At 68.8% G+C, this 14,252-nt stretch carries 16 protein-coding genes and 1 tRNA gene; 10 read left to right on the forward strand and 7 right to left on the reverse strand.

Annotated features, from left to right (window positions below; translation table 11 throughout):
• Positions 1-5 precede the first annotated feature (5 nt).
• The gene (locus tag BM162_RS02220) at positions 6-677 is read left to right on the forward strand and encodes a DsbA family protein (RefSeq protein WP_093417077.1); all 672 of its coding nucleotides are present in this window, start codon (positions 6-8) and stop codon (positions 675-677) included.
• Positions 674-1,810: a CaiB/BaiF CoA transferase family protein gene (locus BM162_RS02225; protein WP_093417079.1), complete on the forward strand. Its 1,137-nt coding sequence runs from the start codon at positions 674-676 to the stop codon at positions 1,808-1,810. The genes BM162_RS02220 and BM162_RS02225 overlap by 4 nt, the downstream gene beginning before the upstream one ends.
• On the opposite strand, the gene lpxK is transcribed toward BM162_RS02225, so the two are convergent.
• Genes lpxK through BM162_RS02240 form a run of 3 tightly spaced genes read right to left on the reverse strand, consistent with a single transcriptional unit; the run spans position 1,807 to position 4,150 of the window.
• Positions 1,807-2,790 carry a tetraacyldisaccharide 4'-kinase gene (lpxK, locus tag BM162_RS02230; protein WP_093417083.1) on the reverse strand — a complete coding sequence of 328 codons (984 nt, stop codon included), beginning with the start codon at positions 2,788-2,790 and terminating at the stop codon, positions 1,807-1,809. The two genes, BM162_RS02225 and lpxK, sit on opposite strands and share 4 nt — an antisense overlap.
• Complete coding sequence (locus BM162_RS02235; protein ID WP_093417086.1) at positions 2,790-3,908, reverse strand: glycosyltransferase N-terminal domain-containing protein; 1,119 nt, start codon at positions 3,906-3,908, stop codon at positions 2,790-2,792. The genes lpxK and BM162_RS02235 overlap by 1 nt, the downstream gene beginning before the upstream one ends.
• The gene (locus tag BM162_RS02240) at positions 3,905-4,150 is read right to left on the reverse strand and encodes a DUF4170 domain-containing protein (RefSeq protein ID WP_093417088.1); all 246 of its coding nucleotides are present in this window, start codon (positions 4,148-4,150) and stop codon (positions 3,905-3,907) included. Before BM162_RS02240 ends, BM162_RS02235 begins: the two co-directional genes overlap by 4 nt.
• A gap of 620 nt (positions 4,151-4,770) precedes the next feature.
• Here BM162_RS02240 and BM162_RS02245 point away from each other — a divergent pair.
• The 3 genes from BM162_RS02245 (at position 4,771) to BM162_RS02255 (ending at position 7,738) form a co-directional block, all read left to right on the forward strand.
• Entirely contained in the window at positions 4,771-6,255 is a 1,485-nt protein-coding gene (locus BM162_RS02245; RefSeq protein WP_093417091.1) for an AMP nucleosidase, read from the forward strand.
• A 151-nt stretch (positions 6,256-6,406) separates the two neighbouring features.
• Positions 6,407-6,697, forward strand: coding sequence for an HU family DNA-binding protein (locus BM162_RS02250; RefSeq protein WP_093417094.1), 291 nt, complete (start codon positions 6,407-6,409; stop codon positions 6,695-6,697).
• A 135-nt stretch (positions 6,698-6,832) separates the two neighbouring features.
• Positions 6,833-7,738 (forward strand): DMT family transporter, encoded by a 906-nt coding sequence (locus BM162_RS02255; RefSeq protein ID WP_093417096.1) that lies wholly within the window; start codon positions 6,833-6,835, stop codon positions 7,736-7,738.
• A 1-nt stretch (position 7,739) separates the two neighbouring features.
• Here the strand turns inward: BM162_RS02255 and BM162_RS02260 are convergent, their stop codons facing one another.
• The 4 genes from BM162_RS02260 to BM162_RS02275 form a co-directional block, all read right to left on the reverse strand.
• The gene (locus BM162_RS02260; protein ID WP_093417098.1) at positions 7,740-8,684 is read right to left on the reverse strand and encodes an AEC family transporter; all 945 of its coding nucleotides are present in this window, start codon (positions 8,682-8,684) and stop codon (positions 7,740-7,742) included.
• A gap of 4 nt (positions 8,685-8,688) precedes the next feature.
• The gene (gene aroC, locus BM162_RS02265; protein WP_093417101.1) at positions 8,689-9,798 is read right to left on the reverse strand and encodes a chorismate synthase; all 1,110 of its coding nucleotides are present in this window, start codon (positions 9,796-9,798) and stop codon (positions 8,689-8,691) included.
• 131 nt (positions 9,799-9,929) lie between these two features.
• Positions 9,930-10,415, reverse strand: a complete 486-nt coding sequence (gene bfr, locus BM162_RS02270; RefSeq protein WP_093417104.1) for a bacterioferritin — start codon at positions 10,413-10,415, stop codon at positions 9,930-9,932.
• Positions 10,416-10,520: 105 nt separating this feature from the next.
• Positions 10,521-10,763 carry a (2Fe-2S)-binding protein gene (locus BM162_RS02275; RefSeq protein WP_093417107.1) on the reverse strand — a complete coding sequence of 81 codons (243 nt, stop codon included), beginning with the start codon at positions 10,761-10,763 and terminating at the stop codon, positions 10,521-10,523.
• Between the two features lie 239 nt (positions 10,764-11,002).
• Between BM162_RS02275 and BM162_RS02280 the strand changes: the two genes are divergently transcribed.
• From BM162_RS02280 to BM162_RS02305, 5 genes are all read left to right on the forward strand, one after another.
• Positions 11,003-11,079 (forward strand) — tRNA-Met (locus BM162_RS02280).
• A 154-nt stretch (positions 11,080-11,233) separates the two neighbouring features.
• On the forward strand, positions 11,234-11,491 hold the full coding sequence (locus BM162_RS02285; RefSeq protein WP_093417110.1) for a hypothetical protein: 258 nt from the start codon (positions 11,234-11,236) through the stop codon (positions 11,489-11,491).
• A gap of 435 nt (positions 11,492-11,926) precedes the next feature.
• Complete coding sequence (locus tag BM162_RS02295; protein WP_093417115.1) at positions 11,927-12,385, forward strand: CreA family protein; 459 nt, start codon at positions 11,927-11,929, stop codon at positions 12,383-12,385.
• A gap of 10 nt (positions 12,386-12,395) precedes the next feature.
• Entirely contained in the window at positions 12,396-12,830 is a 435-nt protein-coding gene (locus BM162_RS02300; RefSeq protein ID WP_093417117.1) for a MarR family winged helix-turn-helix transcriptional regulator, read from the forward strand.
• 64 nt (positions 12,831-12,894) lie between these two features.
• Positions 12,895-14,070 carry an acetyl-CoA C-acyltransferase family protein gene (locus BM162_RS02305; protein ID WP_093417119.1) on the forward strand — a complete coding sequence of 392 codons (1,176 nt, stop codon included), beginning with the start codon at positions 12,895-12,897 and terminating at the stop codon, positions 14,068-14,070.
• Positions 14,071-14,252: the final 182 nt, after the last annotated feature.

Genomic DNA, 14,252 nt, shown 5'->3' on the forward strand with positions numbered 1-14,252 from the left:
CTGACATGAAACGACATCTCGCCCTCGGCGTGGCCGTGCTCGGCCTGTTCGGCGCCGGTTTCCTCTGGACCGCCGGCCAAGGCACCGAGCCCGCCGTGACCTCGTTCTCGGCCGAGGCGCAGGAGGTGTCGGAGGACGTCGATACCTCCATGATCCAGGAGATGACGCTGGGCGAAGCCGACGCGCCGGTGCAGGTCATTGAGTATGCCAGCTTCACCTGCCCGCACTGCCGCAGCTTCCACGAGACGGCGTTCCAGCAGATCAAGGAAAATTACGTCGACACCGGCGACGTCGAGTTCGTGTACCGCGAGGTCTATTTCGACCGCTACGGCCTGTGGGCCGGCATGGTCGCCCGCTGCGCCGGGCCCGAGCGGTACTTCGGCCTGGTCGACCTGATCTATGAACAGCAGTCCGAGTGGGCCAAGGGCGGCCCGGCCGAGATTGCCGAGAACCTGCGCCGCATCGGCAAGACCGCCGGGCTGAACGACGAACAGCTCGACGCCTGCATGCAGGACGCCGAAAAAGCCGAGGCGCTAGTCGCTGTCTACCAGCAGAACCGCGAAGCCGACGACATCAACTCCACGCCGACCTTCATCATCGACGGCGAGAAGTACTCGAACATGAGCTACGACGACTTCTCGGCCATCCTCGACGAGAAGCTGGCGGAGGCGGAGTGACCGGCGCCCCGCTCGCCGGGCTCAAGGTCGTAGAACTCGCACGGATCCTGGCTGGCCCCTGGGCCGGCCAGACGCTTGCCGACCTGGGTGCCGAGGTCATCAAGGTCGAAAGCCCCGAAGGCGACGATACCCGCCGCTGGGGTCCACCGTTCATCGAGCGCGAGGGCGACCGCTCGGCCGCCTATTACCACGCCTGCAACCGGGGCAAGCGGTCGGTCACCGCCGACTTCCGCACGGAAGACGGCCAGCGCTTCGTCCGCGACCTGATCGCCGACGCCGACGTGGTGATCGAAAACTTCAAGGTCGGCGGGCTGAAGAAGTACGGGCTGGACTACGCCTCGCTGTCCGAACTCAACCCGCGGATCGTCTATTGCTCGATCACCGGGTTCGGGCAGGACGGGCCTTACGCGCACCGCGCGGGCTATGACTACATCATCCAGGGCATGTCGGGCCTGATGTCGGTCACCGGTGAACCGGACGGCCAGCCGCAGAAGGTCGGCGTGGCGGTCACCGACATCTTCACCGGCCTCTATTCCACCGTCGCCATCCTCGCCGCCCTGCGCCAGCGGGACGAGACTGGCAAGGGCCAGCACGTCGACATGGCGCTGATGGACGTGGCGGTGTCGGTGACGGCGAACCAGGCGATGAACTACCTCGCCACCGGCATGCCGCCCGTGCGTCTGGGCAACGCGCACCCGAACCTCGTTCCCTACCAGGTGTTCGACTGCGCCGACGGCTGGATCATCATCGCCACCGGCAACGACGCGCAGTACCGCCGCCTGTGCGACCTGCTCGGCCGCCCAGACCTTGGCGGCGACCCTGCCTATGCCACCAACGCCGACCGCATCGCCCGGCGCGAGGAGCTGGGCAAGCGGCTGACCGACGAGACGCGCAAGTGGGGCAAGGCGGACCTGCTGGCGGCCTGCGAGGACCACGGCGTGCCCGCCGGGCCGATCAACGACATGGGCGAGGTCTTCGCCGACCCGCAGGTTATCGCACGCGGCATGCGGCAGGACGCGGGCGGCGTGCCGGGCGTGCGCGCGCCCTTCCGCTTCTCGGACGCCGAGCTTCCCGACCCGCGCCCCGCGCCCCGGCTGGACGAGGACGGCGAGGACATCCGCAAGCGCGGCTAGAGGCCCAGCGCCTCGAGTCGCGCATCGAGCGGGGCCCAGTCGTCGAGCTCCAGCCGCACCGGCACCGTCAGCACCTGCCGCCGGTCCTCCATCGACAGGCGCACGGCGTCCTTCTCGGTCGTTACCAGTTGCGCGTTCGCCTGCTGCGCCTCGCGCTTGAGGCGGGCGAACAGCGCCGAGGTCAGCGGCTGGTGGTCGCTCAGCGCGTGGGTGGCGTGCACGTTCGCGCCAAGGTCGCGCAGGGTGGCGAAGAACTTCTCGGGATTGCCGATCCCGGCGAAGGCCAGCACGCGCAGGTTCTGCCAGACCATGCCGGTCTGAAGCGGGTGCAGCGCGCCCCTCAGTTGCGGGATGTGCACCTGTCTGTCCCAGTCCGCTGCGAAGCGCGCCTGCGCCTCGGGGCCGCCGATGGTCAGCAACAGATCCGCACGCGCCAGCCCCGCCTGCACCGGTTCGCGCAGGGGGCCGGCGGGGATGACGCGGTTATTCCCGAATGCAACGGTTGCGTCTGCAACTAACAGCGAGAGGTCCTTCGCCACCGCCGGGTTCTGGAACCCGTCGTCCAGGATCACCGCCTCGGCCCCGGCCTCCACCGCCGCCGCCACGCCCGCCGCCCGGTCGCGCGCGACCCACGTCGAACCGAACGCGGCGTGCAGCAGCGGCTCGTCCCCAACCTGGTCCGCGCTGTGCCGCCGCTCGTCCACCTGCACCGGCCCCTCCAGCGACCCGCCGTAGCCGCGCGAGACGACGTGCGCCGCCCTGCCCCGCAGGCCCAGCCGCTGGACCAGCGCCGTCACCGTCGGCGTCTTGCCCGTGCCGCCCGCGTTGATGTTGCCCACGCAGATCACCGGCACCGACGCCCGCATCTCGGGCGGTCGCGCCACCCGCTTCGCCGTTTCGCGCGCGTAGAGCGCGGCGAGCGGCGACAGAAGCGCCGCCTGCCAGCCCGGGGGGCGATACCAGAAGCGCGGCGGCCGCATCAGGCGCCCGCCTCGTTCAGAAGCTCGTCCAGAAGGTCCACCAGCCGGTTCGCCACGTCCGCCCCGGCCGACACCGCCTGCCAGCCGTGATGCGCCATCTCGGCGGCGGCGTCGGGCGACAGGTACTTCTCGACCGCGCGGCCCAGCGCCTCGGCCCCTGCGACCCGGTGGGCGGCACGGAAGCCATGCAGCCGCTCGAATGCGTCGGCCTGCGCGCCGCCCTGCGGGCCGTGCAACACGACCGAGCCCAGCGCCGCCGGCTCCAGCGGTGAACGGGTCGGGCCGCCGGCGAAGGTGCCGCCGACGAAGGTGATCGTGGCGAGCCTGTACCACAGGCCCAGCTCGTCCTCGGTATCGGCCACCAGCACCTGCGTTTCCTCGCGCGGATCCTCGCCCTCGGACCGCAGCACGGCGCGCCAGCCGTCGCGCGCCAACTCGTCGCGCAGCGCCGCCCCGTCCTCGGGCCGCGCGGGGTGGAGGATGAGCAGCAGGCGGTGAGACAGGCGAGAAGCCATCGCGTGCGCCTGAAGCACCGCCGACACCTCGCCCGGGTCCACGAAGGCGGCGAACCAGACGGGGCGCGCATGCAGGATGACCGCCAAAGCGTCGCGTTCGCTCATGTCGCAGGGGGCGGCTGCGACGCCAGGCTGAAGCGCGCCCGGCGTCTCGATCCGGTCGCGCAGCGCAGGCAGCGCCGCCAGCCTCTCGACCTCGGGGCCCGGGGCGGCCAGCACCGCCTTCAGCGCCTGCAACGCCGCGCCGTCGGAAAGGGGCAGCCAGCGCAAACGCCACGCCCGGCCCGGATCGATGCAGGCATCCGCCCAGACCGAGCGGATGCCGTGCCGGTGCGTCTGCACCAGGTAGCAGGGGCGCAGATCGCCCACCCAGAGCGCCGCGCGCAGGCCGTGCGTTTCGATGAACTGCCGGACGGCGCGCGCCGTGTCGGGCGGCGCGTCGTGCAGACGGGCCCCCGGAAGGCCCGCGATGTCACGCTCCGACAGCGCCGCGTCCGAGGTCACGACGACGGAAAGCTCCGGCCACTGCCGGGCGAGGTAACTCAGGGGATCGGCGACGTGCGAAGGCGGCGTGTCCTGGGACAGGTGCAGCCAGAGCGTCAGGAGCCGAGTTCCTCGGTCGCGGAGGCCGGCGTCTCTTCGTCGCGAAGGCGGTGGATGTGCGCGATGAAGTAGCGCATGTGCGCGTTGTCAACCGTCCGCTGCGCCTCGGCTTTCCAGGCACTGTAGGCGCTCTGGTAGTCGGGGTACATGCCGACGATGTGGATATCCTCGACGTTCTTGAAGACGTTCTTCGAGGGATCGACGAGTTCGCCGCCGAAGACGAGATGCAGGCGCTGTGCCATGGAAGCCTCGCGGTCTGTGGTCCGATGTCGCGTGCACCCTACGCGCGCGTCCGCGGGGGCTCAAGGCGCGACCAACGGTGCCCGGCGTTCCCGCGATGTGTCGGTCCATTCGGGGGAAACACAGGGACGTCCTGGGAGGAAGGCCCGATTTCCCGCGAGTCCCGGGAAAGGTCGGGGGACCACGGGATGTTCCGGGAGGTTCGGGAATAGTTGGCTCGATTCGGGGAATGGCTGGGAAATGCGCGCCAAATGCTAGAACTTCGGGGAACCCATGGGAATGTCCGGTTATGGCGGCTTCTCCGAGCTCCTCCCGAAGCCACACGGAAGGTACCCACGCGCCCAGGCCATCGCGGGTGCACCCGCAGGCCCCGCGATGCACCGAAGGTTTCCCAAAGATTCCCGGCATTTCCCGGCCGTACCTTGGCCCGCGCCATCCGGCTGCCCCTTGCGCCCGGCCGAAGCGGCGTGACATCCTTCCGCATGCAGCGAACCTTTCCGATGCCCGGCCGTTTCTTCCGAAGCCTGCCCGCCCGCGTGGCGCGGCCGCCGGAGCGTCGTGCCGCCGGCGGGCCAACCCGGCCCGCCACGCCGCCCGTTTCAGTCAACACGCAGGAGCCCGCATGAACGCCCCGCACCGCAACCTTCCCGTCGTCACGCCACCGATGCCCGAGCCGCAGGCCTTTACCGACGCCGCCTCGGCCGTCGAGCGGCTGTGCGATCTGTACGACGCGGCGAGCGACTTCCTTTGCCGCAAGTTCTCGGACGCGGTGCAGAATGGGCGGCCCGATGCGCGCTATCGCGCCTTCTATCCCGAGATCCGGTTCTCGACCTCGACCTACGCGGCCACCGACAGCCGGCTGAGCTTCGGCCACGTTCCGGAACCCGGCACCTACTCGACCACCATCACCCGGCCGGACCTGTTCCGGAAATACCTGGAACAGCAGATCGGCCTTCTGATGGAGAACCACCGCGTGCCGGTGACCATCGGGCCGTCGCACACCCCCATGCCAGTGCATTTCGCGGTGGCCAACGACGACCGCGTGACGGTGCCGCAGGAAGGCGTAATGGACTTCACCCTGCGCGACGTGTTCGACGTGCCCGACCTGTCGACGACGCACGACGACATCGTCAACGGCTTCGGCTTCGCGTTCGAGGACGGGTCGCACCCGCTGGCGCCGTTCACGGCGCAGCGCATCGACTATTCCCTAGCGCGGCTGGCGCACTACACGGCGACGGCGCCCGAGCACTTCCAGAACCACGTCCTGTTCACCAACTACCAGTTCTATATCGAGGAGTTCGACGTCTTCGCCCGCGCCGCGTTGGCCGACAAGAACAGCGGCTATACCGGCTTCGTCGGTCCCGGCAACGTCGAGATCACGGACCCGGACGGCGAGATGCCGGTGCCGCAGAAGCTGCCGCAGATGCCGACCTATCACCTCAAGCGCAAGGACGGGGGCGGCATCACGTTGGTCAACATCGGCGTCGGCCCGTCGAACGCCAAGACCGCGACCGACCACATCGCCGTGCTGCGCCCGCATGCCTGGCTGATGGTCGGGCATTGCGCCGGTCTGCGCAATTCGCAGCGGCTGGGCGATTTCGTCCTGGCGCACGGCTACCTGCGCGAGGATCACGTTCTGGACGACGACCTGCCGGTCTGGGTGCCGATCCCCGCGCTGGCCGAGATCCAGATCGCGCTGGAAGAGGCGGTCGAGCGGGTGACCGAGCTTGAGGGCTACGAACTCAAGCGGATCATGCGCACCGGCACCGTCGCCACCATCGACAACCGCAACTGGGAGCTGCGCGACCAGTCCGGCCCCGTCCAGCGGCTGAGCCAGAGCCGGGCCATCGCGCTGGACATGGAATCCGCCACCATCGCCGCCAACGGCTTCCGCTTCCGGGTGCCCTACGGCACGCTTCTGTGCGTCAGCGACAAGCCCCTGCACGGCGAGCTGAAGCTGCCCGGCATGGCGAGCGAGTTCTACCGCACCCAGGTGGCGCGGCACCTGCTGATCGGCGTGCGGGCGATGGAGACGCTGCGCGACATGCCGCTCGAGCGTATCCATTCGCGGAAACTGCGGTCGTTCGAGGAAACGGCGTTCCTGTAAGGCGGGTCGAATCGAACACAACGTGGGGGAAACGGGCCACAAAATGGGCCGTTTCCCCTGTTTCGGCGGCACAAATCGTTGTGTCACACCCATAGATGCCGTTAGATGCCTCCAATACACCCCTTAGAAGGGCCAATACGAGGAGACAGAAATGGCAACCAAGCCGATGACGAAGACGCAGCTCGTCGCCGCCCTGGCCGAGGAGATGGGCGAAGACAAGAAGACGGCGGGCAAGGCGCTCGACGCCATCACCGACGTGATCACCCGCGAGGTGTCCAACGGCGGCGCCGTCACCCTGCCCGGCGTCGGCAAGATCTATTGCCGCGAGCGGCCGGAGCGTATGGTGCGCAACCCCGCCACCGGCGAGCAGATCAAGAAGGACGCCGACAAGGTGGTCAAGATGACCATCGCCAAGGCCCTGAAAGACAGCGTGAACGGCTGAAGCACACACACTCACGGAACCGTTCAGGCCGGGCCGTCCTTCGGGGCGGCCCATCTTCGTTTCGCATGTCGCTTTCGGGCTGACGCCACGTCCCCGCGCGGTTAGGGAGGAGGTGCAGCAGCAACCGGAGGTGTCATGGACCTGCGCGCGATCGGAATGGGACTGGCCTTCGCGGTCATGTGGTCTTCGGCCTTCACTTCGGCGCGGGTCATCGTGGCGGACGCGCCGCCGCTGACGGCGCTGGCGCTGCGCTTCCTGATCTCCGGCCTTATCGGCATCGCCGTCGCCCGCGCCATGGGTCAAAGCTGGCGGCTGAGCCGGCTTCAATGGCGCGCCACGCTGGTCTTCGGCCTGTGCCAGAACGCGCTGTACCTGGGCCTGAACTTCGTGGCGATGCAGACGGTCGAGGCCGGGCTGGCCGCAATCATCGCCTCGACCATGCCGCTGCTTGTCGCGCTGTCGGGCTGGCTGTTCTTCGGCGAACGCACCCGGCCTCTGGGCACGCTCGGCCTGGTCGCGGGGCTGGCCGGGGTGGCGATTATCATGGGCTCGCGCATCTCGGGTGGGGTCGATCCCTATGGGCTGGGCCTGTGCGTGGCGGGCGTGCTGGCGCTGACCGTGGCCACGCTGGCGGTGCGCGGCGCATCCTCGGGCGGCAACGTGCTGATGATCGTCGGGCTTCAGATGCTTGTCGGCAGCGCGGTACTGGCCGTGGCGGCGGTGGCGCTGGAAGAGTGGCGGGTGGACTGGTCGGCCGAGCTGATCGTCGCCTTCGTCTACACCACGCTGGTGCCGGGGCTGGCCGCCACCTTCACGTGGTTCCTGCTGGTCCATCGCATCGGCGCGGTGCGGGCCGCGACGTTCCACTTCCTCAACCCGTTCCTCGGCGTCGCCATCGCGGCGGTGTTTCTGGGCGAGGCCCTGGGCGTGCTCGACGTCGTCGGCGTCGCCATCATCGCCGCCGGCATCCTTGCGGTGCAGTTGTCGAAGCAGCCGCCGGTCGACGCGCACCTGAAGACGGCCGAGCTGAAGCCGCGCTAGGTCAGGCCAGAAGCGCCAGCAGCACGGTCAGCGTCACGAAGGCGCCCGCCGTGGTCACCAGCAGCGCCATCGACGCCACGCCCTCGTGCCCGTAGGGCTGCGCGAAGATGGCGTAAATCCCCAACATTGGCATCGCCGCCGACAGGATCGCCACCGCCGCCAGCGGCTCGGGCAGAAGCGGCAGACCCACCAGCGGCAGCGCCAGCAGGGCGAGCGCCGTCAGCGCCGGATGAGCCATCAGCTTGCCGGCGGCGATCTGCACCGCCAGCGCCCAGTTTCCACGCATCGGCAGGCCCACGAGCGACCCGCCGATCACGAACAGCGCCAGCGCCGAGGCCGAGGCCGCCAGGATGTCGGCCAGCCGCCCGACCGGCGCGGGCACCGGCAGGCCGGACAGCGAAACGGCAAGCCCCACGAACAGCCCGATGACGAAGGGCCGCCGCACGACACCCAGAAGGATGCCGCCGACGACGCGCGCCAGCGTCCGATCCTCCCGCTCGCGCGAGAGGTCGAGCAGGACGAGGCAGAACGGGATCATCAGGAAGTTCTCGACGATGACGTTCATCGCCAGCGCCGGCGCGGCAAGGTCGGGGAAGGCCAGCAGCAGCACCGGATAGCCGACATAGCCCGAGTTCGGGCAGCTTACCCCCATCGCGGCGATCGCCCGCCGCGCCGGCCCCGTCCCCTGAAGGCGCAGCGCCAGGACCGTCACCGCGATCGCCGCGAAGGCGCCGACGGCATAGACGGTGAGATAGGAGGGGTTCAGGACCTCGCCCAAATCCCGCTCGGCCACAGCGCCGAACAGCAGTGCCGGCAGCGCAATGTTGACGACGTAGCGCCCGAGGACCTGAAGCTCGTCCCCCGAGAACAGCCCGCGGGCGACGGTGGCGTACCCGATGGCGACGGCGGCGAAGATCGGGAACGTGATCGACAGGATGTCGTACACGGGGTCAGGCCGGACCGATGCGTCCGCGCGGTCCCTCGCCCACCTGTCCGCGGTGCAGCAGAAGGTGGTCGAGCAGGATGCAGGCCATCATCGCCTCGGCCACCGGCACGGCGCGGATGCCGACGCAGGGGTCGTGCCGGCCCTTGGTGACGATCTCGGTCTCGTTGCCGTCAAGGTCGATGGTCCGCCGGGGCTTGAGGATCGAGCTTGTCGGCTTCACCGCGAAACGCACCACCACCGGCTGCCCGGTCGAGATACCGCCGAGGATGCCGCCGGCGTGGTTCGAGGAGTAGATCGGGCCGCCCTGGCTCATCGCGATCTCGTCGGCGTTGGCCTCGCCCGTCAGCGCGGCGGCGGCCATGCCCTCGCCGATCTCGACGCCCTTCACGGCGTTGATCGACATCATCCCGGCAGCGAGGTCGGTGTCGAGCTTGCCGTAGACCGGCGCGCCCAGCCCCGGCGGCACGCCCTCGGCCACGCACTCGATCATCGCCCCGACCGAGTTGCCGGACTTGCGCAGCTCGTCCAGGTAGCTGGCCCAGTCCTCGGCCGCCTGCGCGTCGGGCACCCAGAACGGGTTGCGGTCCACCTGCGCCATGTCGAACCGCGCGCGGTCAATGGCGCGGTCGCCCATCTGCACCATGTAGCCGGTGATCTTCATCTGCGGCACCAGCGCCGCCAACGCCGCCCGCGCCACGCCGCCCGCGGCCACGCGCGCCGCCGTCTCGCGCGCCGACGAGCGGCCGCCGCCGCGATAATCGCGGATGCCGTACTTCTGGAAATACGTGATGTCAGCGTGGCCCGGCCGGAACTTGCGCGCGATGTCGCCGTAATCCTTCGATCGCTGGTCGGTGTTGCGGATCATCAGCTGGATCGGCGTGCCGGTGGTCTGGCCCTCGAACACGCCCGACAGGATCTCGACCTCGTCCGCCTCGCGCCGCTGAGTGGTGTACTTGTTCTGCCCCGGCTTGCGCCTGTCGAGCCAGACCTGAATATCCTCGGCCGTGACCGAAACGCCCGGGGGGCAGCCATCCACGGTCGCGCCAAGCGCGGGCCCGTGGCTTTCGCCCCAGGTGGTGACGCGGAACAGGTGGCCGAAGGTATTGAAGCTCATGGGGCAAACTCTCCTGACGTCAGCGGTCTAGCCCCGCGCCCACGGTGCCTCAAGCGCTTTCCCGCCGAACGCCGGACAGGAGAAAGCCGGCGCGAAGGCCGGCTTCCGTCGTGGTCCCGGTTGACGGCGGGTTACTCGGCTTCGTCGGCCGGCTTTGCCTGCAGCAGGCCGTAACGCTCGGCGCCCAGCTTCTCCCACAGGTCGATCTGCGTCTCGAGATAGTCGATGTGACCTTCCTCGTCCGCAATCAGTTCCTCGAACAGGTTCTTGGTGACGTAGTCGCCCACGCTGTCGCAGTGATCGCGCGCCTCGATATACAGGTTGCGCGCGTCATGCTCGGCGGCAAGATCGGCATCCAGCGTCTCGCGCAGGGTTTCGCCGATGCGCAGCGCGTCGAGCTTCTGCAGATTCGGGTGGCCTTCGAGGAAGATGATCCGCTCGATCAGCTTGTCGGCGTGGTGCATCTCCTCGATGCTTTCCTCGCGCGACTTGTTCGCGATCCGGCCGTATCCCCAGTCTTCCTGCAGGCGGTAGTGGAGCCAGTACTGGTTGACCGCCGTCAGTTCGCTGCGCAGCGCGGCGTTGAGATACTCGATGACCTTCGTGTCGCCTTTCATTCCGTGCTTCCCTTCATTGTCCGGTGCGCCGTGCGCGTGAATCTGTCCGCTCGAAGGCTAACGCGTTCGCGCCCGGATGCAACGTGAAGCTTGAAGGCAGAAGGTTTACAGGCGGTTACGCTTCCGCGTCCCGCGTAGATTGCGCAGTTGCGCCGGCACTTCGAGGCTGTCGCTCTTGCGCATCGTGTCCATGAAAAGCGTCAGACACCCGCCGCAATCGGCCTTCTTTCCGAGCGCGCGATAGACCTTGCCCGGCGTGATGATCGTGTCGGGATCCGACGATCGCATCCAGTCCATGGCGGAGTGGATGTCCTTGTCGGTGATCGACATGCAGTGACAGACCATCATGGCGTCGCCCCGTTCGTCGTTCTCCCGGCCCGCGCGGCGTGCGGGCCCGTCTTGCTTATTTCCTGACTGTATCTCTCGGGAAAGTCAATGCCGCGGCCCGCCCGCCCCTGCGTTGACGCGGCCGCACCCGGCCACACGATCCCGTGAGCCGCGGCACGCTTGCGCCACCGAAGTCTCTTGCGGTCTGGTTTTCTCTCTTGACGCCCCGCGCCGCCTCGCATATCTCCGCCCTCGCTCATGGCGGAGTAGCTCAGTTGGTTAGAGCAGCGGAATCATAATCCGCGTGTCGGGGGTTCAAGTCCCTCCTCCGCTACCACCGCCCCCCCAGTTTGTAGACGCTGCTCTTGACGAGGGTGCTCAGGTGCCCCCTGACTTCGATCAGAACGCCGTCATCCTCGGCGGGCGAAGTGACGGAGGAGTCTGGTCCGCGGCCGTTCCGGCCGCGCAGGCTTCGACTTCGGGGACACGAGATGACCAAGCTCTTCCTCTCCCTGCCGCTCGCCGTCGCGCCGGCCGTCGCCCTCTCCTTGCCCACGGTCGGCGACGTGGTCGGGCCGAACCCTGCCGAGGCAACTGCCGCTTTGGCCGCGGCCGGATGTACCGGGGAACAGTTCGAGGCTGAAAACACCCAGATCGAGGCAAAATGCCACGATGCCAATGCCAGGCACTACGAAGTCTACGTCGAACCCCGCTCGGGTGCGGTCACCCGGATCCAGGTCGAGGACTGAGGCCGTGAGCGACCAGGCCCATACGGGCGCCCGCGCGGCGCCCGACTCCGCCCGGCCCTGGGACCCGGAAGTGCGAATGACCTACTGGACCCTTGCCGCGGAGGTCCTCGCCAACGGGCTTCTGACCAAGCCCGGCGGTATGATCCATATCCGGCGTCCGGGCTCCCGGTTGAACCCGCTCGCGCCCCCATGGGCGCGTGTATAAGGGCCGCAGCGAATGGCTGGTTCGGCATGCGCCGGCGCGAGAAAAGAGAGAGGAAGTCGGACGCGCCGCACCTTGCCACGAGCGAGGACGTGACTGGCAAAGCCGAGTCTTTCCGGGCCGGATCGCACCGGGCCGTCTCTGCCGCTGGCATGTGCAGCAGCCACTCGCCTCCGCCGGCGGAACACGTTAGGTGAAAACGGGACCGCCAGCCTTTCAGCCGGAGAACCTTCATGCGCCGCATCGCCGCAGTCCTTGCCGCCACACTCGCCTTCTCCGTGCCCGGCCACGCCGAGGAGGTCGGGCGCGTCGGCGTGGACTGGGTCGGCAACGACATCATCGTCGAGGCGATCGCCGACCCCAAGGTCGAGGGCGTGACCTGCCACGTTGCCTATTTCGAGCGCAGCATGTTCGACCGGCTGAGCAAGGGGAACTGGTTCGAGGACCCGTCGAACGCCTCGATTGCCTGTCGCCAGACCGGTCCGATCACCATCGGCGACATCGACCGCAGCCCGGAAGGCGAAGAGGTCTTCCGCGAAAGCCGGTCGATCATCCTCAAGACCCTGCGGATCAAGCGCATCTTCGACGCCGACACGAACGTGCTGATCTACCTTGTCCATGCGCGCGAACTAGCGGACGGGTCGGCAAAGATGGCAATCTCGACCGTCCCGCTTTTCGTGCCCGGGCGGTGAGGCGCGGGCCGTGTCACTCGATCTCGACCGGTTCCTGCCCTACCAGCTTGCCGTGGCCGCCGCCCGGATCAGCCGCGAGTTCTCGGCGCTCTACCGCGAACGCTTCGGCATCTCGATCCCCGAATGGCGCGTCGTGGCTCACCTGTCGCAGTCGGGCCCCGTCAGCGTGCGCGAGATCCACGAGCGCGTCGACATGGACAAGTCCAAGGTCAGCCGCGCCGCCGCCCGGCTGGAGGCGGCGGGCTATGTCGCCAAGACGCCCAACCCCGCCGACCGCCGCCTGATCGCGCTTGAACTGACCCCGGCGGGACATGCCATGATCGAGGACATCGCCCCCGTCGCCCGCCAGTTCGAGGCCGAGGTCATGGCCCGGCTGGGCGACCTGGCCGAGCCGTTCCGCGAAGGGCTGGCGGCGCTGGCCGAGGACCGCCCGCCCAAGACATGACGTAACTCTGGTCCGGCTGCCGCCACGGGGTCATAACCGAAAGCGAAGCAAAAAGAGGCACATCATGACCGACATCGTCATCCTCGGCGGCGCGCGGACCGCCATCGGCACCTTCGGCGGCGCGTTGGCCGGCACGCCGCCCATCGAGTTGGGTACCGTGGCGGCGAAGGCCGCGCTGGACCGCGCGGGCGTCGAGGGCGGGCAGATCGGCCACGTCGCCTTCGGCCATGTCATCAACACCGAACCGCGCGACATGTACCTATCGCGCGTCGCCGCGATGCAGGCCGGCATCCCCGAGACGGTGCCGTCGATGAACGTCAACCGGCTTTGCGGCTCGGGCGCGCAGGCCATCGTGTCGGTCGTGCAGTCGCTGATGCTGGGCGACGCCGACTTTGGGCTCGCCGGCGGCGCCGAGAGCATGAGCCGCTCGCCCTATATCCTGCCGCAGGCGCGGTGGGGCCAGAAGATGGGCGACGCCGGTGCGCAGGACATGATGCTGGGCGCGCTCAACTGCCCCTTCGGCACGGGCCACATGGGCGTCACGGCCGAGAACGTCGCCGCCGAACACGGGGTCAGCCGCGGGGATCAGGACGCCTTCGCGCTGGAAAGCCAGACCCGCGCCGCCCGCGCCATCGAGGAAGGCCGCTTCCGCGCCCAGATCGTGCCGGTCGAGGTGCGGGTGAAGCGCGACACCGTCGCCTTCGACACCGACGAGCATCCAAAGGCCACCACGGCCGAGGCGCTGGCCGGCCTGCGGCCGGTTTTCCAGAAGGACGGCAGCGTGACCGCCGGCAACGCCAGCGGCATCAACGACGGCGCCGCGGCGCTGGTCCTGGCGCGGGCCGAGGCGGCCGAGGCCGCGGGCCTGAAGCCCGCCTTCCGCGTGCTGGGATACGCCCATGCCGGCGTCCGGCCCGAGGTCATGGGCATCGGCCCCGTCCCGGCGGTCAAGGCGCTTCTGGCGAAAACGGGCCTGTCGGCCGGTGACTTCGACGTGGTCGAGTCGAACGAGGCCTTCGCGGCGCAGGCGCTCGCCGTGTCGCGCAAGCTGGGGCTGGATCCGGCGAAGGTGAACCCCAACGGCGGCGCCATCGCGCTGGGTCACCCGGTCGGCGCGACCGGCGCGATCATCACCGTGAAAGCGATGTACGAGCTCGAGCGCACGGGCGGCAGGCTCGCGCTGGTCACCATGTGCATCGGCGGCGGCCAGGGCATCGCGCTGGCGTTGGAGAAGATCTGATCGGCGGCTGAGAGGGGCGGACATCGCGCCGTTCCTTTCGCTCCATCACGACGATCCTCAGACCTTCAGCGGCTGCAAAGCGTCAGGCGGCCCCAGCCGGGACTCAAGCCGACGGCGCCGGGCGAGCGCCTTCCCGTCCCGGCGGGCTGGCGCTTTGGCAACCTCGCGCCTCACTCGCAGTT

Origin of the sequence: Tranquillimonas alkanivorans (assembly GCF_900115595.1) — a bacterium.
GTDB lineage: Bacteria > Pseudomonadota > Alphaproteobacteria > Rhodobacterales > Rhodobacteraceae > Tranquillimonas > Tranquillimonas alkanivorans.